Annotated in this window: 19 protein-coding genes; 9 read left to right on the top strand and 10 right to left on the bottom strand. The window is 68.8% G+C overall.

What is annotated here, in order from left to right; genetic code table 11:
- Position 1 precedes the first annotated feature (1 nt).
- From aroQ to urtA, 6 genes are all read right to left on the bottom strand, one after another.
- Positions 2-445 carry a type II 3-dehydroquinate dehydratase gene (gene aroQ, locus CCZ28_RS13395; RefSeq protein WP_140218773.1) on the bottom strand — a complete coding sequence of 148 codons (444 nt, stop codon included), beginning with the start codon at positions 443-445 and terminating at the stop codon, positions 2-4.
- A gap of 140 nt (positions 446-585) precedes the next feature.
- Positions 586-1,284, bottom strand: coding sequence for an urea ABC transporter ATP-binding subunit UrtE (gene urtE / locus CCZ28_RS13390; RefSeq protein WP_074528715.1), 699 nt, complete (start codon positions 1,282-1,284; stop codon positions 586-588).
- A gap of 116 nt (positions 1,285-1,400) precedes the next feature.
- On the bottom strand, positions 1,401-2,246 hold the full coding sequence (gene urtD, locus CCZ28_RS13385; protein ID WP_140218771.1) for an urea ABC transporter ATP-binding protein UrtD: 846 nt from the start codon (positions 2,244-2,246) through the stop codon (positions 1,401-1,403).
- Positions 2,243-3,274 carry an urea ABC transporter permease subunit UrtC gene (gene urtC / locus CCZ28_RS13380; protein ID WP_437179222.1) on the bottom strand — a complete coding sequence of 344 codons (1,032 nt, stop codon included), beginning with the start codon at positions 3,272-3,274 and terminating at the stop codon, positions 2,243-2,245. Before urtC ends, urtD begins: the two co-directional genes overlap by 4 nt.
- A 44-nt stretch (positions 3,275-3,318) precedes the next feature.
- Entirely contained in the window at positions 3,319-4,887 is a 1,569-nt protein-coding gene (urtB, locus tag CCZ28_RS13375; protein ID WP_140218767.1) for an urea ABC transporter permease subunit UrtB, read from the bottom strand.
- A 317-nt stretch (positions 4,888-5,204) separates the two neighbouring features.
- Positions 5,205-6,479: an urea ABC transporter substrate-binding protein gene (gene urtA, locus CCZ28_RS13370; RefSeq protein WP_140218765.1), complete on the bottom strand. Its 1,275-nt coding sequence runs from the start codon at positions 6,477-6,479 to the stop codon at positions 5,205-5,207.
- Between the two features lie 360 nt (positions 6,480-6,839).
- On the opposite strand from urtA, the gene CCZ28_RS13365 reads away from it, so the two are divergent.
- The 3 genes from CCZ28_RS13365 to CCZ28_RS13355 are packed head-to-tail and all read left to right on the top strand — an operon-like array spanning position 6,840 to position 10,408.
- Positions 6,840-7,730 carry an NAD(P)-dependent oxidoreductase gene (locus tag CCZ28_RS13365; RefSeq protein WP_140218763.1) on the top strand — a complete coding sequence of 297 codons (891 nt, stop codon included), beginning with the start codon at positions 6,840-6,842 and terminating at the stop codon, positions 7,728-7,730.
- Between the two features lie 2 nt (positions 7,731-7,732).
- Entirely contained in the window at positions 7,733-9,250 is a 1,518-nt protein-coding gene (locus CCZ28_RS13360; RefSeq protein ID WP_140218760.1) for an aldehyde dehydrogenase family protein, read from the top strand.
- A 3-nt stretch (positions 9,251-9,253) separates the two neighbouring features.
- Positions 9,254-10,408, top strand: a complete 1,155-nt coding sequence (locus tag CCZ28_RS13355) for a M20 aminoacylase family protein (RefSeq protein ID WP_140218757.1) — start codon at positions 9,254-9,256, stop codon at positions 10,406-10,408.
- A 176-nt stretch (positions 10,409-10,584) separates the two neighbouring features.
- On the opposite strand, the gene CCZ28_RS13350 is transcribed toward CCZ28_RS13355, so the two are convergent.
- Positions 10,585-11,487 (bottom strand): LysR family transcriptional regulator, encoded by a 903-nt coding sequence (locus tag CCZ28_RS13350; RefSeq protein ID WP_140218755.1) that lies wholly within the window; start codon positions 11,485-11,487, stop codon positions 10,585-10,587.
- Between the two features lie 330 nt (positions 11,488-11,817).
- On the opposite strand from CCZ28_RS13350, the gene CCZ28_RS13345 reads away from it, so the two are divergent.
- Positions 11,818-13,143, top strand: a complete 1,326-nt coding sequence (locus CCZ28_RS13345) for a DUF3100 domain-containing protein (protein WP_140218753.1) — start codon at positions 11,818-11,820, stop codon at positions 13,141-13,143.
- A gap of 72 nt (positions 13,144-13,215) precedes the next feature.
- Complete coding sequence (deoC, locus tag CCZ28_RS13340; RefSeq protein ID WP_140218751.1) at positions 13,216-13,893, top strand: deoxyribose-phosphate aldolase; 678 nt, start codon at positions 13,216-13,218, stop codon at positions 13,891-13,893.
- 111 nt (positions 13,894-14,004) lie between these two features.
- Here deoC and cobM read toward each other — a convergent pair whose 3' ends face one another.
- From cobM to cbiE, 3 genes are all read right to left on the bottom strand, one after another.
- Positions 14,005-14,736, bottom strand: coding sequence for a precorrin-4 C(11)-methyltransferase (cobM, locus tag CCZ28_RS13335; protein WP_140218750.1), 732 nt, complete (start codon positions 14,734-14,736; stop codon positions 14,005-14,007).
- Positions 14,733-15,455, bottom strand: a complete 723-nt coding sequence (locus CCZ28_RS13330; protein WP_140218748.1) for a cobalt-precorrin-6A reductase — start codon at positions 15,453-15,455, stop codon at positions 14,733-14,735. Before CCZ28_RS13330 ends, cobM begins: the two co-directional genes overlap by 4 nt.
- Before the next feature lie 343 nt (positions 15,456-15,798).
- Positions 15,799-17,001 (bottom strand): precorrin-6y C5,15-methyltransferase (decarboxylating) subunit CbiE, encoded by a 1,203-nt coding sequence (gene cbiE, locus CCZ28_RS13325; RefSeq protein WP_140218746.1) that lies wholly within the window; start codon positions 16,999-17,001, stop codon positions 15,799-15,801.
- 97 nt (positions 17,002-17,098) lie between these two features.
- Here cbiE and cobG point away from each other — a divergent pair, with 97 nt between their 5' ends.
- The 4 genes from cobG to cobJ are packed head-to-tail and all read left to right on the top strand — an operon-like array spanning position 17,099 to position 21,402.
- The gene (gene cobG, locus CCZ28_RS13320; RefSeq protein WP_276613490.1) at positions 17,099-18,385 is read left to right on the top strand and encodes a precorrin-3B synthase; all 1,287 of its coding nucleotides are present in this window, start codon (positions 17,099-17,101) and stop codon (positions 18,383-18,385) included.
- Positions 18,378-19,004 (top strand): precorrin-8X methylmutase, encoded by a 627-nt coding sequence (locus CCZ28_RS13315; RefSeq protein WP_140218744.1) that lies wholly within the window; start codon positions 18,378-18,380, stop codon positions 19,002-19,004. Before cobG ends, CCZ28_RS13315 begins: the two co-directional genes overlap by 8 nt.
- Positions 19,004-19,744 carry a precorrin-2 C(20)-methyltransferase gene (locus CCZ28_RS13310; protein WP_140218742.1) on the top strand — a complete coding sequence of 247 codons (741 nt, stop codon included), beginning with the start codon at positions 19,004-19,006 and terminating at the stop codon, positions 19,742-19,744. Before CCZ28_RS13315 ends, CCZ28_RS13310 begins: the two co-directional genes overlap by 1 nt.
- Entirely contained in the window at positions 19,732-21,402 is a 1,671-nt protein-coding gene (cobJ, locus tag CCZ28_RS13305; RefSeq protein WP_167509240.1) for a precorrin-3B C(17)-methyltransferase, read from the top strand. The genes CCZ28_RS13310 and cobJ overlap by 13 nt, the downstream gene beginning before the upstream one ends.
- Positions 21,403-21,408: the final 6 nt, after the last annotated feature.

Below are 21,408 nucleotides of genomic sequence, written 5' to 3'. Positions count from 1 at the left end.
CTCAATTCCCCTGGTGTGCGATGAGCGCGGCGATGGCGGCGCGATAGCCCTGGCTGCCAAGGCCGCAGATGACGCCGACGGCGATGCCCGAGACATAGGAATGATGCCGGAAGGCTTCGCGGCGATGCACGTTGGACAGGTGCACCTCGTAGACCGGCAGTTCGCTGGCCACCAGGGCGTCGCGCAGGGCCACCGAGGTGTGGGTCCAGGCGGCGGGGTTGATCACCACCCCGGCGTAGGCGCCGCGCGCCTGGTGGATCCAGTCGAGCAATTCGCCTTCGTGGTTGGTCTGGCGGAAGTCGACCTCGTAACCCTCTTCGCGGGCGGTCTGCTCGCACAGGCGGGCGACGTCGGCCAGGGTCTCGTGGCCGTAGGTGGCGGGTTCGCGGGTGCCGAGCAGGTTGAGGTTGGGGCCATTGAGCACCAGGATACGACGGGAGGGCATGGTGACTTTCTCTCTGTTGTTGTTCTGCCGGGCAGGCACCGCCCGGCGTTGCAGAGAAAAATGTACCAGCTGGTTAATTCCGTCAATCGGCCCGCGCCAAGCGGACCCGGAAGCGTTCGATTATCGCCCCGGCCCTCGACTCAAATGGCTACCAGCCCGCGTACTCCTTCCGCCTCCATGTCGACGCCCCGGCCGCGCTGGACGATCTCGCCGCGGGACATCACCAGGTAGTTGTCGGCCAGTTCGCTGGCGAAGTCGTAGAACTGTTCCACCAGCAGGATGGCCATGTCGCCCCGTTTGGCCAGATGGGCGATGACGGTGCCGATCTCCTTGATCACCGAGGGCTGAATGCCCTCGGTGGGTTCGTCGAGGATCAGCAAGCGCGGGCGGGTGGCCAGGGCGCGGCCGATGGCCAGTTGCTGTTGCTGACCGCCGGAGAGATCGCCGCCGCGGCGCTGGCGCATCTGCTGGAGCACTGGGAAGAGTTCGTAGATGAACTCGGGCACTTCGCGGGCTTCCCGGGCGGGAAAGCGCGCCAGGCCCATGAGCAGGTTTTCCTCGACGGTGAGACGCGGAAAGATCTCGCGGCCCTGGGGCACATAGGCGATGCCGGCTTGCACGCGCTGGTGCGGCTTGCGGCTGGTGATGTCTTGGCCGTCCCAGGTGACGCTGCCGCGCTTGGCCGGGATCAGGCCCATGAGGCAGCGCAGCAGGGTGGTCTTGCCGACGCCGTTGCGGCCGAGCAGGCTGGTGACTTCGCCGATGGGGGCCTCGAAGGACAGGCCGCGCAGGATGTGGCTACCGCCGTAGTATTGATGGAGTTCGTTGACCTGGAGCATGGGGGCCTCGGTGGGGCGCAATGTTTGGGTCATCGCGGCCATGGGCCGCTCCTACGTAGGAGCGGTCGCAGCGGCGAACCGCCATGGCCGCGATATGCGTTCAATTCGGCGCGGCGCTAGCGCCCTAGATACACCTCGATCACCTGTTCGTTGGCCTGGACCTGGTCCAGCGAGCCTTCGGCCAGGACGTGGCCCTGGTGCAGCACGGTGACGTGGTCGGCGATGCTGCCGACGAAGCCCATGTCGTGCTCCACCACCATGAGCGAGTGCTTGGGTACCAGCGACTTGAACAGCTCGGCGGTGAATTCGGTCTCGGCGTCGGTCATGCCGGCCACGGGTTCGTCGAGCAGCAGCAACTGGGGCTCCTGCACCAGCAGCATGCCGATCTCGAGGAATTGCTTCTGGCCGTGGGAGAGCATGCCGGCGGTGCGGCCACGCGATTCCTGCAGGCGGATGGTGGTGAGCACCTCTTCCAGGCGATCGCGCTGCATGCCGGAGAGCCGGGCGCGGAGGCTGGACCAGACCGACTTGTCGGTCTTCTGCGCCAGCTCCAGGTTTTCCCAGACGCTCAGGGCCTCGAACACCGTGGGTTTCTGGAACTTGCGGCCGATGCCGGCCTGGGCGATCTGCACCGGTTGCAGGCGGGTGAGATCCAGCGTCTCGCCGAACCAGGCGCTGCCGCGGTCGGGACGGGTCTTGCCGGTGATGACGTCCATCATCGTCGTCTTGCCGGCGCCATTGGGGCCGATGATGCAGCGCAGTTCGCCGACGCCGATGTAGAGATTGAGGTCGCGCAGGGCCTTGAAGCCGTCGAAGCTGACCTCGATGCCTTCCAGGCTGAGGATGGTGCCGTGGCGGGTATCCAGGCCCTTGCCGGCGCGATGGCCGAGGCCACTGGCTTCGCCACCGACGCCGGGATCGAGCACCTCGGCGGCCAGCGGGGGAACGGGGGCGGCTTTCATGCGTCGCGCTCCTTGTTGATGAGGCCGATCACGCCGCGTGGCAGGTAGAGGGTGACGACGATGAACAGGGCGCCGAGGAAGAACAGCCAGTACTCGGGGAAGGCCACGGTGAACCAGCTCTTGGCGCCGTTGACGATACCGGCGCCGAGCACCGGGCCGATCAGGCTGCCGCGGCCGCCGAGGGCGACCCAGATGGCCGCCTCGATGGAGTTGGTCGGGGCCATCTCGCTGGGATTGATGATGCCCACCTGGGGCACGTAGAGGGCGCCGGCCAGGCCGCAGAGCACCGCCGAGAGCACCCAGACGAACAGCTTGAAGCCGCGCGGATCGTAGCCGCAGAAGGTCACCCGGTTCTCGGCGTCGCGGATCGCCGTGAGGATGCGGCCGAACTTGCTCTGCGCCAGCCGCCAACCCAGCCAGAGGCTGGCCACCAGCAGCGCCACGGTGAGCAGGAAGAGCACCGCGCGGGTGCCCTGGGCCGCCACCGGAAAGCCCAGCAGGGTGGTGAAGCCGGTGAAGCCGTTGTTGCCGCCGAAACCGGTCTCGTTGCGGAAGAACAGCAGCATGCCGGCGTAGGTCAGGGCCTGGGTCATGATCGAGAAGTAGACGCCCTTGATCTTCGAGCGGAAGGCGAAGAAGCCGAACACCAGGGCCAGCAGGCCGGGCGCCAATACCGCCAGGCATAGGGCCCAGAGGAAGTGGTCGGTGCCGGCCCAGAACCAGGGGTAACTGGTCCAGGAGAGGAAGCTCATGAAGGGCGGCAGACCATCGCCGGCAGCCTGGCGCATCAGGTACATGCCCATGGCGTAGCCGCCCAGGGCGAAGAACAGGGCATGGCCCAGGGAGAGCATGCCGGCGTAGCCCCAGACCAGGTCGAGGGCCAGGGCGACGATGGCGTAGCAGAGGATCTTGCCCGCCAGGGTGAGGGTGTAGGCCGAGACCTGGAAGGGGTTGTCGGCCGGCAGCAGGGACAGCAGCGGCAGGGCGATCAGCCCGGTGAGGACCAGGCCGAGGACGGCCAGGCTCAGGCGCGGGCCGACCTTCTGCACGGCGGTGAGGGCGAGTGGCTGGTTCAATCGATGACCCTCCCCTTGAGGGCGAACAGGCCCTGGGGCCGTTTCTGGATGAACAGGATGATCAGGCCGAGGATGAGGATCTTGCCCAGCACGGCGCCGATCTGCGGCTCGAGGACCTTGTTGAGGATGCCCAGGCCGAAGGCGGCCAGCACGCTGCCGGCCAACTGGCCGACGCCGCCCAGCACCACCACCAGGAAGGAGTCGATGATGTAGCTCTGGCCGAGGTCGGGGCCGACGTTGCCGATCTGCGACAGGGCCACGCCGCCGAGGCCGGCGATGCCGGAACCGAGGCCGAAGGCGAGCATGTCGATGCGTCCGGTGGGCACCCCGCAGCAGGCGGCCATGTTGCGATTCTGGGTCACGGCGCGCACGTTGAGGCCCAGGCGGGTCTTGTTCAGCAGGGTCCAGGTGAGGATCAGCACGAAGACCACGAAGCCGAGGATGATCACCCGGTTCCACGGCAGCAGCAGGTTGGGCAGCACCTGGATACCGCCGGACAGCCAGGCCGGGTTGGCCACTTCCACGTTCTGGGCGCCAAACACCACCCGTACCGCCTGGATCAGCATCAGGCTGATGCCCCAGGTCGCCAGCAGGGTTTCCAGCGGCCGGCCATAGAGATGGCGGATCACGGTGCGTTCCAGGGCCATGCCGATGGCGGCGGTGACGGCGAAGGCCACCGGCAGCGCCAGCAGCGGATACCAGGCCAGCCATTCGGGGGCCAGGCGTTGCAGGGTCAACTGCACCACATAGGTGGCGTAGGCACCGAGCATCAGCATCTCGCCGTGGGCCATGTTGATGACGCCGAGCAGGCCGTAGGTGATGGCCAGGCCCAGGGCGGCCAGCAGCAGGATGGAGCCCAGCGACAGGCCGGTGAAGGCCTGGCCGAGCAGATCGCCCAGCAGCAGCTTGCGCTCCACCTGGGCAAGGCCGGTGGCGGCGGCCTTGCGGACGTCTTCGTTGGCTTCCACGGCGGGGTCGAGCAGGGCCTGCAGGCGGGGCTTGGCTTGGGGTTCGCCGGACTCGCCGAGCAGCCGCACCGCGGCCAGGCGTACGGCGGGATCGGGATCGCTCAGCTGCAGGTTGGCCAGGGCGGCGGCCAGGGCATTTTTCACCTGCTGATCGGCCTCGGCGTGCAGGCGCTTCTCCAGGAAGGGGCGCTGTTCGGGCTTGGCCTCCTGGCGCAGGGCCTGGGCGGCGGCCAGGCGCTGGGTGGCGTCGCTGGACAGCAGCTGACCGCTGGCCTGGGCGGCGCCGATGAGGATGCGCAGGCGATTGTTCAGGCGCACCGGCTTGGGCGTGCCGGTGGGGGCGGTGGCTTCGCCCTCGGCGGCGGTATAGCTGTCGCCGGTCTTGTAGAAGGGCCGCTTGGCGTCGTCGACGTAGAAGCGGCCGTCTTGCAGGGCTTGGAGCACCGGCAGTTGCGCAGGCTCGGGGGCGGCGGCCCAGTCCTGCAGGAGTTTGGCCTGGTCGCTGGTGCTGGCGGCGGCGAGGTCGGCGGCGGGGCCGGCCTGGACGGTGCCGGCGAGCAGCAACAGCAGGGGCAGAAGGAAAAGGCGTAGGGACATGCTCGGCCTCGTCGTTAGGTAAAGGCTCTGGCGTGTGGGCTCCCTGGGGAGTGGCACGCGTGGCCTCGTTTCTGGTGCCGGGCTTCCGGTGGGGTGGAGGCGCTGGCGGGCCCTCACCCCAACCCTTTCCCAGGGGGAGAGGGGGAAGAGCGGAGCTGTGGTGTTGCGGGTGTTTCCTGTTGGCTTCGGAGCGCCTTTGCCCTCACCCCAGCCCTCTCCCTAAGGGAGAGGGGGTAAAAGCACGCACGTCGTTCAAGCTGAGCGGCGCTTCGCTCCCCTCTCCCCCTGGGAGAGGGGCCGGGGGTGAGGGCTGGAGCTTACTTGCCGCTCTTCACCGGCTCGTCGGGCTTCTTGTCGTTTCCGGGGATGTAGGGGCTCCAGGGCTGGGCGCGGATCGGTCCCTTGCTCTGCCAGACGACGTTGAACTGACCGTCTTCCTGGATCTCGCCAATCATCACCGGCTTGTGCAGGTGGTGGTTGGTCTTGTCCATTTCGATGGTGTAGCCGTCCGGTGCGGCGAAGGTCTGGCCGGCCATGGCCTTGCGTACCTTGTCGACGTCGGTGCTGCCGGCCTTCTCCACCGCCTGGGCCCACATGTGGATGCCGATGTAGGTGGCTTCCATGGGGTCGTTGGTCACGGTGGTCTGGTAGTTGGGCAGGTTCTGGGCCTTGGCGTAGGCCTTCCAGTCGGCGACGAACTTCTTGTTCACCGGGTTATCCAGGGATTCGAAGTAGTTCCAGGCGGCCAGCTGGCCCACCAGCGGCTTGGTGTCGATGCCGCGCAATTCTTCCTCACCCACCGAGAAGGCCATCACCGGTACCTCGGTGGCCTTCAGGCCCTGGTTGCCCAGCTCCTTGTAGAAGGGCACGTTGGAGTCGCCGTTGATGGTGGAGATGACCGCGGTCTTGCCGCCGGCGGCGAACTTCTTGATGTTGGCGACGATGGTCTGGTAGTCGCTGTAGCCGAAGGGGGTGTAGACCTCTTCGATGTCCTTGTCCTCGACACCCTTGCTATGCAGGAAGGCTCTCAGGATCTTGTTGGTGGTGCGCGGATAGACGTAGTCGGTGCCAAGCAGGAAGAAGCGCTTGGCGCCGCCGCCGTCTTCGCTCATCAGGTATTCCACTGCCGGGATGGCCTGCTGGTTCGGCGCTGCGCCGGTGTAGAAGACGTTGGGCGACATCTCTTCGCCTTCGTACTGCACCGGGTAGAACAGCAGGCCGTTGAGTTCCTCGAACACCGGCAGTACCGACTTGCGCGACACCGAGGTCCAGCAGCCGAAGGTGACCGCGACCTTGTCCTGGGTCAGCAACTGGCGTGCCTTCTCGGCGAACAGCGGCCAGTTGGAGGCCGGATCGACCACCACGGGTTCGAGTTTCTTGCCCAGCACCCCGCCCTTGGCGTTGATTTCGTCGATGGTCATCAGCGCCATGTTCTTCAGCGCGGTTTCGGAGATGGCCATGGTGCCGGAGAGCGAATGCAGGATGCCGACCTTGATGGTGTCCGCGGCGTGCGCGGCACTCCAGGGGAACAGGCCGCTCATGAGCAGGGCGCTGGCGGCGAGGGTGGTCTTGAGTAGAGGACGGCGCTTCATGCGAGTGGCTCCTGGCGAACGTGCGCTGTTGTTGGGCTGGGCTCTCGGCCCGGCAATCGCCATTTCAGGATTTGTGCCAGCGTATGGCAGGCCGCATGGGCACTGGTGTCGGATGGGTTGACCGATCGTTCAGGATTGGCGTCGTGCACCAGTGTGGGGCGGCTATCGGTAGGCCTATGATGGCTTGCACGATGCTGGTGCCGATGCTCTGCCAAGGACGGGTGAGCCGTTGCCTTTTGCGCAACATGAAAGACCGAATGCCGTATTGGTGGTGATGCCTGGGCCTCCCATACTCGATCGTCACAGGCTGGCCAACGGGCCGGTCGCTAGTCATTCGTGAGACGAGAAGAGGAGCAAGGCATGGGCAGGCAGGTCGGGGTCATCGGACTCGGCAACATGGGCGGCAACATGGCGATCACCCTGGCGCGCAAGGGCGTGCCGGTTATCGGGCTGGACCCCTCCAGCGCCGCCTGCGAGCGGGTCGCCGCCCAGGGCGTGGCCATCGCCGGCGATCTGGCAGCCCTGGCCGCCACCAGCGAGGTGATCGTGCTGTCGCTGCCCAAGGCCGAGCATGTCGAGGCCGTGTGCCTGGGCGAGGCGGGGCTGGTCGGTCGCGTGCGACCGGGCACCGTGGTGGTCGACACCACCACCTCCACCCCCGAGACCAGCCGCCGGGTGGCGGCGGCCTTCGCCGAGGTCGGCGCCGACTTCCTCGATGCCCCGGTCTCCGGCGGTCCGGCCGGTGCCGCGGCCGGCACCATGACCATGGTCATCGGCGGTAGCGAAGCGGCCCTGGCCAAGGCGCTGCCTGCACTGGAAGCCATGAGCGCGACCCGCGTGCACGTCGGTGCCGTGGGCGCCGGCAACATCGCCAAGATCGCCAACAACCTGCTCGCCGCGGCGCACCTGATCACCACCGCCGAGGCGGTGACCATGGCCGCCTGCGCCGGGGTCGCCCCGGAAAAGCTGATCGAAGGCATCAACGCCGGCTCCGGGCGCAGCGCCGCCAGCCAGGCCATGTTCCCCACCTGGGTGCTGAACAAGGCCTACGACTCCGGCTTCACCATGGGCCTGATGCGCAAGGACGTGGGCCTGGCCCGCGACCTCATCGCCGAACTCGGCCTCGACCTGCCGCTGGCCGCGGCTACCGCCCAGGCCTGGGCGGCCAGCGCCGATACCCTGGCCGATGGCGAGGATTTCTGCGCCATCGCACGACGCACCAGCGAAGACCTGTTCGGCAAGGGGGAATGATCATGATGAATGCCAAGGCTCTGGAATTGCTCAAGCCCTTCTGGGGCGACCGCCAGCAGGTCGCCAGCTACGTGGACGGCGAATTCGTCGACGGCAGCGGCGAGCAGGTCAACGTCCGCAACGCCCATGACGACAGCCTCGCCTACAGCTACCCCGATGCCGACCTGGCCGTGGTCGAGCGCGCTGATGCCGCCGCCCGCCGGGCGCGCGAGGAGTGGCGCGCCCTGACCGCCCAGGCCCGCGGACGCATCATCTATAAGGTCGGCGCCCTGATCCGCGAGGAGGCCGAGGCCCTGGCGCAGCTGGAATCCCTGACCGCCAACAAGCCGATCCGCGATGCGCGTGTCGAGGTGCTCAAGGTCGCCGAGATGTTCGAGTACTACGCCGGCTGGGCCGACAAGCTGCACGGCGAAGTCATTCCGGTGCCCACCAGCCACCTTAACTACGTGACCTACGAACCCCTGGGCACGGTGCTGCAGATCACCCCCTGGAACGCACCCATCTTCACCGGCGGCTGGCAGATCGCCCCGGCCATCACCGCCGGCAACGCGGTGATCCTCAAGCCGTCCGAGCTGACCCCGGTGACCTCGCTGCTGCTCGGCGTGCTGGTGGAACGCGCCGGCGCGCCCAAGGGCCTGGTCAACGTCCTCGCCGGCCAGGGCCATACCGTGGGCCAGCAGGTGATCGCCCACGCCGACATCCGCAAGGTGGTCTTTGTCGGCTCGCCGGCCACCGGCCGCCACATCGCCGCCGCCGCGGCCCAGCGCTGCATCCCGGCGGTGCTGGAGCTGGGTGGCAAGTCGGCCAACATCGTCTTCGAGGACGCCGACCTGGACCTGGCCGTACGCGGCGCCCAGGCGGCGATCTTCTCCGGCGCCGGTCAGAGTTGCGTCTCCGGTTCGCGCCTGCTGGTGCAGGAGTCCATCTACGAACGCTTCATTCAGGCGGTGGCCCGCGCCGCCAGCCAGTTCAAGGTAGGTGACCCGAGCGATCCCGAGACCCAGATCGGCCCGATCCACAATGCCAAGCAGTTCGCCCACGTGCGCCGAATGGTGGAAGGTGCCCTGGGCGAGGGCGCGCGGCACGTGGCCAATGGCGTCGAGCCGCTGCCGGCCGGGGCCGGCTACTACGTCAATCCCACCGTGCTGGCCGGCCACAACGGCCTGGCTTGCGCCCAGGAAGAAATCTTCGGGCCGGTGGTGGTGGCCATTCCCTTCAAGGACGAGGCCGACGCCATCCGCATCGCCAACGACAGTCGCTTTGGCCTGGCCGGGGCGGTCTGGACCCGCGACGTCGGCCGTGCCCACCGGGTGGCCCGTGGCGTGCGCGCCGGCACCTTCTGGATCAACGGCTACAAGACCATCCACGTCAGCTCGCCCTTCGGCGGCTACGGCGAGAGCGGCTATGGCCGTTCCTCCGGCCTCGACGCCCTGCGCGAATACAGCGAGGTGAAGAGCGTCTGGGTGGAGACCGCCGCGGTGCCCGCCGCCGGCTTCGGCTATGGCGCCAGCCTGGAGTAATAGATGACCATTCACCAATCCCTGTTGGACGACGCCCGTAACTGGCGGCGCGACTTCCACGCCCACCCCGAACTGGGCTTCGCCGAGCACCGCACCGCAGCGCGGGTGGCCGAACTGCTGGAGGGCTTCGGCCTGGAGGTCCATCGCGGCCTCGGCGGGACGGGTGTGGTCGGGGTACTGCGCCACGGCGAGGGCCCCAGCCTGGGACTGCGCGCCGACATGGACGCCCTGCCGATGCAGGAGGTGGGGAACCTGCCCCACCGTTCCACCGCAGCCGGGCGCATGCATGCCTGCGGGCATGACGGCCACACCGCCATCCTGCTGGCCACGGCCCGCCACCTGAGCGAAAACCGTGACTTCCGCGGCACCCTCTATTTCGTCTTCCAGCCCGCCGAGGAAAATCTCGGCGGCGCCCAGAAGATGATCGAGGACGGCCTGTTCGAACGCTTCCCGATGGACGCCATCTACGGCCTGCACAACTGGCCGGGGCTGCCGGCCGGCCAGGTGGTGGTCAATCCCGGGGCCATGATGGCCTCGCTGGACACCTTCGCCATCACCCTGACCGGCAAGGGCTGCCACGCGGCCATGCCCGAGCGCGGTCGCGATCCCATCGTCGCCGCGGCGGACCTGATCCTGCAGTTGCAGACCATCGTCGCCCGACGTATCTCGCCGCTGGCGTCCGCGGTGGTCAGCGTGACCATGATGGAAGCAGGGGAGGCGATCAACGTCATCCCCGAGGTGGCGCGGCTCAGGGGCACGGTGCGTTGCCTGGACGGCGCGGTACGGGCCGAGGTGGAGCGGCTGATCGGCGAGATCGTCGCCCAGGCCCCGCTTGCCCAGGGTGTGCGCGGCGAACTGGAATTCACCCGTGGCTATCCGGTGACCCAGAACCATCCCGCCCAGGCGGCGCGAGTGCGCGAGGCGGCGGTGCAGGCCTTTGGTGCCAAACGGGTCAGCGATGGCGTACCACCGTCCATGGCTTCCGAGGACTTCGCCTTCATGCTGGCGGCGCGTCCGGGGGCCTATCTCTGGCTCGGCGTCGACGACGCCCAGCCCTCGGCGCCGCTGCACAATCCAGCCTACGACTTCAACGACGCCATCATCGAGCCGGCGGTGCGGTTGTGGGCGGAGCTGGTGCGGCAGGAGCTGCCGGCCTGAGAGCCTTTTCAAAGGCTGCTGCGCGTCGGCCAAACTGCGTTGAAAATGGCTTCGGAATGCTCATTTACCCTTCGTAAACTCGAGCGCGAGTCCGATCCGCTTCCTCAGCCATTTTCGCCTTGTTTGTCGCTAGCTCGCGAGCCTTTGAATAGGCACTAAGTATCTCTTTAAAGCGCTCAGCGAAAGGCGGTCATCTGCTGTACTAGACTCGCCCGTAATTCGTCCGCCGCACGGCTGAGCTTGCGCCCCAGGCGGGTGACCAGCTCGACGTGGGCGCGGGCGAAGCCCGGATCGGCCAGGGGCAGGGCGTGCAAGGCGCCGCTGTCCAGTTCCTGGGTGGCGGCGAACAGCGGCAAGAGGGTCACGCCGCCCTGCTGGGCATAGTGCTTGAGCAGGGTGAAGGTGTTGCAGGTCAGGGTCGGCGCCAGGCGCTGGCCGGCGGCCTGTTCCACGGCATCGAGCATCTGGCGGATGCCGTAGGAGATGTCCGGTAGCGCCAGGCGGTGCCGGCCCAGTTCGTCCAGCGCGATGGGGCTCGCGGTGGTGGCCAAGGGGTGTTCCGGTGCCACCAGGGCATAGAGCGGCTGCGGCCGGCTGCCGTGCACCCGCAGATGCGGATCGCGTGGCGGATTGAACACCAGGCCCAGGTGCGCCTCATCCTCCACCACCTGACGGATCACCTCGTTGGTGCCCACCACGTTGACTCTCACCTCGATGTCCGGATGCCGGGCGGAAAACTCGCCCAGGCTGCGCGACAGATCGCCAATGAAACCCTCGCCGATGGCCAGCACCACGTTGCCGGTACGCAGCCCCTGGAGGTCGGCGATGGCGTCTCTCAGACCGTCGAGCTGGGTCTGGCGCTGGCGAAAATAGTCCAGCACCAGGCGGCCGGCTTCGGTCGGAGTGATGCCGCGGCGGTGCCGCTCGATGAGATCGACGCCCAGTTCCGCCTCGACCTGGGCGATCTGCCGGCTGACCGCCGAAGGCGCGATGTCCAGGGCGTCGGCAGCGGCGCGCACGCTACCCAGACGCACCGCTTCGACGAAATAATGCAAGCGCTGTTCGTGAATTCCACGCATCCGTGTGTTCTCGTAAAGGCAACGGAAAAGGCCATTTCCAGTATTGGAGAGAGAACAGGGCGCTGTCCATACTCGGGCCAAGACCACGGCCGCCCCGGCCTGGACGAGGCCAGCGGCGTAGTGGCCCGGAGTGGTGGGAAATCCCGTGGAAGGCGACGCTCTTCCAGGCGCTCTCAGCTCTGGTAAGCCCCTGTGCGACCTCGACCAGCCCTCCTAGAACAGCCGAGTCACGCTCCCTTGCGGAGCCTTCGTTTCTGCCCAGCGAGCCCGCCGCTCGCGTCTGCCAACCATACCTACAACCGAGCCCACGAGTGGGCCGCAGGGGGAAGAATGAGTGCCAATCCGACTCTGGCCGTCGGCCAGGACCGCGCTGTCAGCGATACCGTGAAACTCTATGTCTGGGCGGCGGTGGTACTGCTGATCGCCGAGCTGATTGGCGCCATCAGCATTCCGCTGGGGCCGGGCAAGGTGGTCCTGCTGCCGATGATCTGGGCGCTGCTGCTGGGAGCCGCCGTCGGTCTGGCCAGCAAGCATCTGCCCCAGGGCCTGGCCATCGGGCGCGCTGCCCAGGTGCGCTCGGCGGCCATCCTGCAATACGCCCTGCTGATCTTCATCGCCAAGCTCGGCCTGGTGGTGGGGGGCTCGCTGCCCACGGTGATCGCCGCGGGCTGGGCGCTGGCCTTCCAGGAGCTGGGCCATTTCGTCGGCACCATCCTGCTCGGCCTGCCGGTGGCGCTGCTGCTGGGCATCAAGCGTGAGGCCATCGGTGCCACCTTCTCAGTGGGCCGCGAGCCGAGCCTGGCGATCATCGGCGAACGATATGGCATGGATTCCCCGGAAGGCCGCGGCGTGCTCGCCGAATACCTCACCGGCACCCTGATCGGCGCGGTGTTCATGGCCATCGTGGCCGGCTTCATCGCCAGCCTCAACATCTTCCATCCCTATTCCCTGGCCATGGGCTCCGGCATCGGCTCGGGCAGCATCATGGCCGCCGCGGCCGGTGCAGTGGCCGCCCAGCAGACGCCCGAAGTGGCCAAGCAGGTCATGGCGCTGGCCGCGGCGGCCAACCTGATCACCACCACCCTGGGCACCTACTTCACCCTGTTCATCTCCTTGCCGCTGGCGGTCTGGGGCTATCGGGTGCTGGAGCCGCGCATCGGTCGCACCACCAAGGCCTCCTTTACGCAGAGCGCGGTGGACCAGACGGTGGTGGACGAGCCGGTGGAACTGGGTTGGTCGGGCCGCCTGAGCGCATGGCTGGCCGCCGCCGGCCTGGCCCTGCTCAGTACCTTCGTCGCCACCAAGGCGCTGCCGGCTGCCGCCTTCACCGCCGCAGCACTGCTGATCGCCGCGGCCTTCGTCGGCGAACTGCTCTGCCAGCTGTTCCGCCGCAAGGTGCCGGCGGTGTGCTGGGTATCGCTGGTGGCCATGTTCCTCACCTCGCCCTGGTGCCCCTGGGCGCCGCAGATCACCGCCGCCTCCAACACCGTCGGCGTGCTGGCGGTGATCACCCCGATGCTGGCCTTCGCCGGTCTGTCCATCGCCAAGGACATCCCCGCTTTCCGCCGCCTCGGCTGGCGCATCGTGGTGGTGTCCCTGACCGCCAGCTTCGGCACCTTCATCGGCGCGGTGTTCATCGCCGAGCTGTTCCACTGAGGATAGGCCGCCCCCGGTCGCCGTGACCGGGGGCGGGGTTCATACTGCAGCCTCCTGTCCCTGGAGGTTTCCATGCAGCCCGATGCCCCTTCGCTCGCAGCCCATATCGATCACACCCTGCTCGCCGCCGACGCCAGTCGCGCGCGTATCGCCCAGCTGTGCGCGGAGGCCATGACCCACGGCTTCTATTCGGTGTGCGTGAATTCAGCTCAGGTCCCCTATGCGGCGGCGCAACTGGCTGGCAGCCCGGTCAAGGTCTGCGCGGTGGTGGGCTTTCCGCTGGGCGCCGGCTTGAGCGCGGCCAAGGCCTTCGAGGCCGAGCGCGCCATCGCCGCTGGAGCGGGGGAGATCGACATGGTGCTCAACATCGGCTGGCTCAAGGATGGGCTGCTGGACGAGGTGTCCGCCGACATCGCCGCGGTGTTGGCCGCCTGCGGCACGGTGCCGCTCAAGGTGATCCTGGAGACCGGCCTGCTCGACGAGACCCAGAAGCGCCAGGCCTGCCGGATCTGTCGTGACCTTGGGGTGGCCTTCGTCAAGACCTCCACCGGATTCGGCCACGGCGGCGCGACCCTGGAGGACGTCCGGCTGATGCGCGAAGAGGTGGGCCCGGAGATGGGCGTCAAGGCCTCCGGCGGGGTCCGCGACCGCGCCACCGCCCTGGCCATGCTGGCGGCCGGCGCGACTCGGTTGGGGACCAGTTCGGGGGTGGCCATCGTCAGTGGTGGCGAGGGTGGAGCGGGGTATTGATGCAAGGGTGACGTAGGTTGGGTTGAGCGCAGCGAAGCCCAACGGTGCTGCGTCGAGCCTTGAGTGTGTTGGGCTTCGGCGATAAGGCCGCCTCAGCTCAACCTACGGGGGTTAGCCCGGCCCCTGCCGATAAAGCTTGGAATCGCTGAAATCCCCTGGCGCCAGCACCTCGCCGACCAGGATCAGCGCGGTGCGGCGGAAGTCCTTGTCGCGGGCCCGTTCGACGATGTCGGCCAGGGTGCCCTGGACACTGTCCTGGTCCGGCCAACTGGCGCGGTGGACGATGGCCACCGGGCAGGCGGGACCGTAGTGCGGTAGCAGGTCGGCGACGATGCGCTCCAACTGGCCCACGCCCAGGTGGATGGCCAGGGTGGCGCGGTGCCGGGCCAGATCAGCCAGCGCTTCGCCCTCCGGCATGACGGTGCGGCTGGCATAGCGGGTCAGGATCACCGTCTGGCTGACACCGGGCAGGGTCAGCTCGCAGCCGAGCAGGGCGGCGCAGGCGGCGGTGGCGGTCACGCCGGGGACGATCTCGTAGGGAATGCCCAGCGCCTGCAGGCGGCGGATCTGCTCGCCGATGGCGCCGTACAGTGAGGGATCGCCGGAGTGCACTCGTGCCACGTCTTTGCCGCGGGCATGGGCGGCGGCCAGGTGGCCGACGATGGCGTCGAGATCCAGGTGGGCGGTGTCGATCACCGTCTCGGCGCTATGGCCTTCCAACACCGCTGGCGGCACCAGGGAGCCGGCATAGAGGATCACCGGGCACTGACGGATCAGTCGCTGGCCCTTGACGGTGATGAGGTCGGGATCGCCAGGGCCGGCGCCGATGAAGTGGACGGTCATGGGATTTCCTCGGCGAGGGCGGCGAGCAGCTCGGCGACGCTGGCGAATTCGCGGTCGACGGCGGGCAGGGCGGGGCGCCGCAGGATCAGCACCGGCAGGCCGCGCTCGCGGGCCACTTGCAACTTGGGCTGGGTGGCGGCGCTGCCGCTGTTCTTGCTGATCAGCACATCGAAGTTGCCCTGGGCGAACAGGGTGCGCTCGGCGTCCAGGGCGAAGGGGCCGCGGTCGGCGATGATCCGCGCTCGTTCGTTGCCGGGATAGGCATCGAGCAGGCGCAGGGTCCAGAACTGGTGGGCCGGGATCTCTGCCAGGTGTTCCAGGGGTTCGCGACCGAGGGTGAAGAAGGGGCGGGCGAAGGGTGCCAGCGCCATCCGGAGTTCGGCCCAGTCGGCCACCTCGCGCCAGTCGTCTTCCGAGCCTGCTTGCCAACCGGGGCGGCGCAGGGCCCAGCAGGGGATGCCGGCACTGGTCGCCGCCTGGGCGGCGTTATGGCTGATCTGCGCTGCATAGGGGTGGGTGGCGTCCAGCAGCAGCTCGATGCCTTCCGTACGGAGAAAGGCGGCCAGGCCTGCGGCGCCACCGTAGCCGCCAACCCTTACCTGGCAGGGCAGATCCTGGGGCACCCGGCCGAGGCCGGCGAGGCTGTAGAGGGCATCCGCCGGTAGTCGACGGGCGATGGCCAGGGCTTCGGTGGTGCCGCCGAGCAGGAGGATCTTCATGGGGTTGCTCCGACGATGCTGTGGGCGTGTACCCTCACCCCCGGCCCCTCTCCCAGGGGGAGAGGGGAGCAAAGCCGGTGCCTGGGATTGAGCTGCGGAGCAGGCGTCTTGGTCTCGCAGGCGGCGTTCTCGCCGGTCATTGCAGCTCGCTCAAAAAGACGAGTGGGCGTTAGCCCGGACGCCAGACTTCCAACCCACCACCGAACGACCCCCTCGCCCCTACGGGGAGAGGGCTGGGGTGAGGGGGCGAGGCGCTGCTTACCGCCGCGGATTAAAGGGCCATACCAAGCCACCCCCTCTCCCCTCGGGGAGAGGGTTGGGGTGAGGGGGCCACGTCCAACACTCACGACTTCACCACCTCCAGCAAGGTGATGGGCAGCGCTGCGCGCCAGGTGTCGAAGGTGCCGAGTGGTTGCGCCTGAGCCACCTGCAGGCGGGTCAGGTCGCCACCGTGGCGTTCGCGGAAGGCCACCAGGGCGGCCTCGGTCTGCAGGGTCACGGCATTGGCGACCAGGCGGCCGCCGGGCTTCAGGGCGTCCCAGCAGGCGTCCAGCACGCCGGGTGCGGTGAGGCCGCCGCCGATGAAGATGGCATCTGGCATGGCCAGGCCGGCCAGGGCCTCCGGCGCCTGGCCGGCCACCAGCTGCAGCGCCGGGGCGCCGAGCTGGTCGCGGTTGTGGAGGATATGCGCCTGGCGTCCGGGATCCGCTTCGATGGCCAGCACCCGACAACTAGGATGGCTGCGCGCCCATTCGATACCGATGGAGCCGCAGCCAGCGCCCACGTCCCACAGCAACTCGCCGGGGCGCGGCGCCAGACGGGCCAGGGTCACGGCGCGCACGTCTCTCTTGGTCAACTGGCCGTCGTGGCGATAGGCACTGTCTGGCAGACCGGCGGTGAGTGGCAGACCCGCCGCACCGGTCTCGCTCAGGACCTCGATGGCGACCAGGTTGAGCGCCGCCGCCTCGGCCAGCGACCAGTCCTGGGCACGACCAGCGATCCGTCTTTCCAGCGGGCCGCCCAGGTGCTCCAGCACCTGCAGCTGGCTGGCGCCGAAGCCCTGCTCCACCAGCAACTCGGCCAGGGCAGCGGGACTGCTACCGTCGTTGCTCAAGACCAGCAGCCGTGCGCCGGGGTGCAGGTGGCGCACCACGCCGGCCAGGGGGCGGGCCACCACCGACAGCAACGCCACCTCTTGCAGCGGCCAACCCAGGCGGGCAGCGGCCAGAGAATAGGAGGAGGGCGCCGGCAGCACCTGCAGCTCGTCGGCCGACAACTGGCGCGCAAGGCTGGCGCCGACGCCGAATAGCATGGGATCGCCGCTGGCCAGCACGCAGACCGGGGTGCCGCGCCGGTCCAGCACCGGGGCCAGGGCGAAGGGCTGCGGCCAGGGCTCGCGAGTGGCGCGAATGCAGGGTGGCAGCAGCGCCAGCTGGCGCGGACCGCCGATGACGACCCCTGCCTCCAGCAGGGCGCGGCGCGCCTGCTTGCCGAGGCCGGGGTAGCCGTCTTCGCCGATACCCACCACGGTCAGCCAGGGGATCATGAACACACCTCATCGAACGTCGGCCGACCGGGCGTTTTCAAGGGGTCGGGCAAAGCGGGCATAATAGCGTCTTTCCCGTCCAGCCCGACCTTCCGCCGTGAATCCTTCGCTTCCCTCCGCCATCGTCCCGCGGCCTTCGGCCTGTCCGGGCCTGTTGCGCATCGTGCCCGCGCGCGATGGCGGCCTGTGCCGGGTGAAGTTGCCGGGCGGTCGGCTCATGGCAGACCAGGCGCGGGCCATCGCTGCCGCCAGCGAGCGCTGGGCGACCGGTGTGCTGGAGCTGACCAATAGAGCCAATCTACAACTGCGGGGCGTGCGCCAGGATGGGGCCGACGCGTTGGTGGCTGCGCTGCAAGCTGCCGGTCTGGGCCCGGCCGATCCCGCCGCCGACGACGTGCGCAATCTGCTGCTCAGCCCCTCTGCCGGCCGCGATCCGCAGCAGCTGCAGGACGTCCGTCCCCTGGCCGCCGAACTGCTCGCCCTCCTGGAAGGCGACCGTCGACTGCATGGGCTATCGGCCAAGTTCGCCCTGCAACTGGACGGCGGCGAGGCCCTGGCGCGGCTCGATCATCCCCATGATGTCTGGCTGTCGGCTCGCGCTGAGGGCTTCGTGCTCGGCCTGGCCGGTACCCCTGCGGATGCGCCCCTGGGCCTGATCCCCGCGGGTCGCGAGGTAGCCACGGTGGCGACCCTGCTGCATCGCTTCCTTGACCTGGCCGGTCCCGAGCAGAGCCGCATGAGACAGCTGCTGGCGCAATATCCGGTCGAGGAGCTGCTGGCCGGTCTGGATCTGCTGCCGACTCCGAGCCACCCACGCGCGCCAGCGGAAATCGCCGGCCGCCTCGGTAGCCATCCTCAGCGGCAACCTGGCCTCTGCTGGGTCGGTGCCCAGCCCGCCCTGGGTCGTCTGCCGGCCACGACGTTGGCGGCAGGCGCCGACCTGGCCGAGCGCCTGGGCAACGGCGAATTGCACCTCACCCCCTGGCAGGGCCTGTTGCTGCCGGATGTATCTGTCGATCAGGCGCCCGAGCTGCTCGCCGCTCTGGCTGCCCTGGACCTGACCACCGACGCCGCCGCGCCCCTGGCCCGGCTGATCGCCTGTACCGGCAGCGTGGGCTGCGCCAAGGGCCAGGCCGATACCAAGGGCGATGCCCTGCGCCTGGCCGAGCGGCTACCGGCCGGCGTGGCGGTGCATCTCTCCGGTTGCCCGCGCAGTTGCGCCCTGGCTGGCCAGGCACCCCATACCCTGCTGGCCGTGGCCCCCGGCCGCTATGACCTCTTCGTGCACGACGCCACCCAGCCCGGTCCGGGCCGGCGACGCGCCATCCACCTTTCTCTCGACGAGGCCGCCGCCTGGCTGGCCCGGAGCCCTAGTGATGCTTGAGTACGAACGCGACGGCCAGGCGATCTATCGCCAATCCTTCGCCACCATCCGCGCCGAGGCCGATCTCTCGGCCATCCCTGCCGACCTGGAAAAGCTCGCCGTCCGGGTGATCCACGCCTGCGGCATGGTCGACGTGGTCCAGGACCTGGCCTTTTCCCCGGGCGCCGGCGCGGCCGGTCGCGCGGCCCTGGCGGCCGGTGCGCCCATCCTCTGCGATGCGCGCATGGTCGCCGAGGGTGTCACTCGCACCCGCTTGCCGGCGAATAACCAGGTGATCTGCACCCTGCACGACGAGGGTATCCGGGAACTGGCCATCGAGCGGGGCAATACCCGTTCCGCCGTGGCCCTGGAGCGCTGGCGGCCGCACCTGGCCGGCAGCGTGGTGGTGATCGGCAATGCCCCCACGGCGCTGTTCTACCTGTTGGAGATGCTCGACGCCGGCGCGCCCAAGCCGGCACTGATCCTGGGCATGCCGGTGGGCTTCGTCGGGGCGATGGAGTCCAAGGACGCCCTGGCCGCCGACAGCCGCGGCGTGCCCTATGTCATCGTCCGCGGCCGCCGCGGTGGCAGTGCCATGGCCGCCGCCGCGGTCAACGCCCTGGCCACGGAGGTGGAGTGATGGCCGGCCGCCTGCTCGGCCTGGGCGTCGGCCCCGGCGATCCGGAACTCATCACCCTCAAGGCCCTGCGCCTGCTGCAGGGCGCGCCGGTGGTGGCCTATTTCGTCGCCAAGGCCAAGGCCAACGTTGGCCAGGGCGGCAATGCCTATGGCGTGATCGAGGGCTATCTGCTGGACGGCCAGCAGCGCCTGCCGCTGGTCTATCCGGTGACCACCGAGAAGCTGGCGCCGCCGCTCTCCTACGAGACGGTGATCGCCGATTTCTACGACACCGCCGCCTCCCAGGTGGCCGACCACCTGGATGCCGGCCGCGACGTGGCGGTGATCTGCGAGGGCGATCCCTTCTTCTACGGCTCCTACATGTACCTGCACGACCGCCTGGCCGAGCGCTACGAAGCCCAGGTGGTACCGGGGGTCTGCTCCATGCTCGGTGGCGTGGCCATGCTCGGTCTGCCGCTGGTCTATCGCAACCAGACCCTCACGGTGCTCTCCGGGGTGCTCTCCGCCGAGGAACTCAAGGCGCGCCTGGCCAGCGCCGACGCCGCCGTGGTGATGAAGCTCGGCCGTAACTTCGAGAAGGTGCGCCAAGTCTTGCGCGAGCTGGGCCTGGACGAGCGCGCCCGCTATATCGAGCGCGCCACCATGAGCAACCAGCGCATCGTGCCGCTGGACGAGGTGGAGCCCATGGCCTCGCCGTATTTCTCGCTGGTGGTGGTGCCGGGGGTGAAATGGAAGGGTTGAGCCCGGCCATCGTCATCCTCGGCCCCGGTGCCCTGGCCACCGCCCGCCGCCTGCAGGCCGGCTTGCCGAGTAGCCAGGTGCACGGCCTCGCCGGACGGGTCGAGGGCGATGTGGGCTATAGCGCCTTCGGCGACCATCTGCGCGACCTCTATCGGCAACAGCGCCCGCTGGTGGTGCTATGCGCCGCCGGCATTGTCATCCGTACCCTGGCGCCGCTCTTGGACGACAAGACCGCCGAGCCGCCGGTGCTGGCGGTGGCCGAGGACGGCAGCGCCGTGGTGCCGCTGCTGGGCGGCCTGGCTGGGGCCAATCGCCTGGCCCGTCAGCTCGGTACGTTGCTGGACGTGGCCCCGGCCATCACCACCAGCGGCGAACTGAGATTCGGCACCTGCCTGCTCGATCCGCCGGTCGGCTATGCCCTGGCCGACGTTGACGTGGCCAAGCACCGGGTGGCCGATCTACTGGCCGGTGAGCCGGTGCGCATCGAGGGCGAGGCGCCCTGGCTGGACGAGGTGCCCCTGGCCCGCGATCCCGCCGCGCGGCAGCGCATCCTGGTCTCGCCACTGGCCAGCGCCGACGACCACACCCTGCTGATCCATCCCCGCGCGGTACTGGTGGCGGTGCGCGCCGATGCCAGCGCGACGGCCGTCAGCGAATTGCTCGCCAGCACCGGCTATGCGCCAGGTGCGGTGGCCGTGCTCCTGGCGCGGGCGGAAGACATGGCCGCGCCCGCCCTGGCCGAGCTGAGCCAGGCGCTGGATGTGCCGCTGAGATTCGTCGCTGCCGGCACCCCGGATTTCGCCCGGGCGACCGTGGACCGCGCCCAGGAGCGCGGCATCGCCCTGCATCTGCACCCGACGCCGCTGGACGCCGATGGAATCGGTCAGCGCCGCGGTCGTCTCAGCGTGGTAGGCCTCGGCCCCGGTGCGGCCGAACTCATGGCCCCGGTGGTGCGCCGCGCCCTGGACCAGGCCCAGGACGTGCTCGGCTATGCCACCTATGTGAAGATGGCCGGCCCCCTGCGCCCCGACCAACTAGCCCATGCCAGCGACAACCGCGAAGAGCTGCAGCGCGCCCGCCACGCCTTCGAACTGGCCGCCAGCGGTCGCCAGGTGGTCATGGTGTCGTCCGGCGATCCGGGCGTCTTCGCCATGGCCGCGGCGGTGCTGGAGGTGCTGGAAGGCGCCGATGACCCGCGCTGGGCGGCGGTGGAGCTGGAAATCCTGCCGGGTATCACCGCGGCCATGGCCAGCGCGGCCCTGGCGGGTGCGCCCCTGGGCCACGATTTCTGCCTGATCTCCCTGTCCGACAACCTCAAGCCCTGGGCGGTGATCGAGCAGCGCCTGCGCCAGGCCGCCGCGGCGGACCTGGCCATGGCCTTCTACAACCCCATCTCCAAGGCCCGTCCGCACCAGCTGGAACGGGCGCTGGACGTCCTGCGCAGCTGCCGCCCGGCGACCACCCCGGTGATCCTTGGCCGCGACGTCGGCCGGCCCGGTGGCGGTCTCGAATACACCAGCCTCGGCGCCCTGCGCAGCGACAGGGTGGATTCGCGCACCCTGGTGATCCTCGGCTCCAGCCATACCAGGCGTTTCCCTCGGGCCGACGGCGGCGAATGGGTCTACACGCCGCGCTGGTACGATCCGGATTTGTTATAAAGTAAC

The sequence above is a fragment of the Pseudomonas oryzihabitans genome (assembly GCF_006384975.1).
In the GTDB taxonomy this organism is placed as follows: Bacteria; Pseudomonadota; Gammaproteobacteria; order Pseudomonadales; family Pseudomonadaceae; genus Chryseomonas; species Chryseomonas psychrotolerans_B.
Note: the sequence above shows the minus strand (reverse complement) of the source record. Positions and strands in the feature narration are given on the sequence as shown.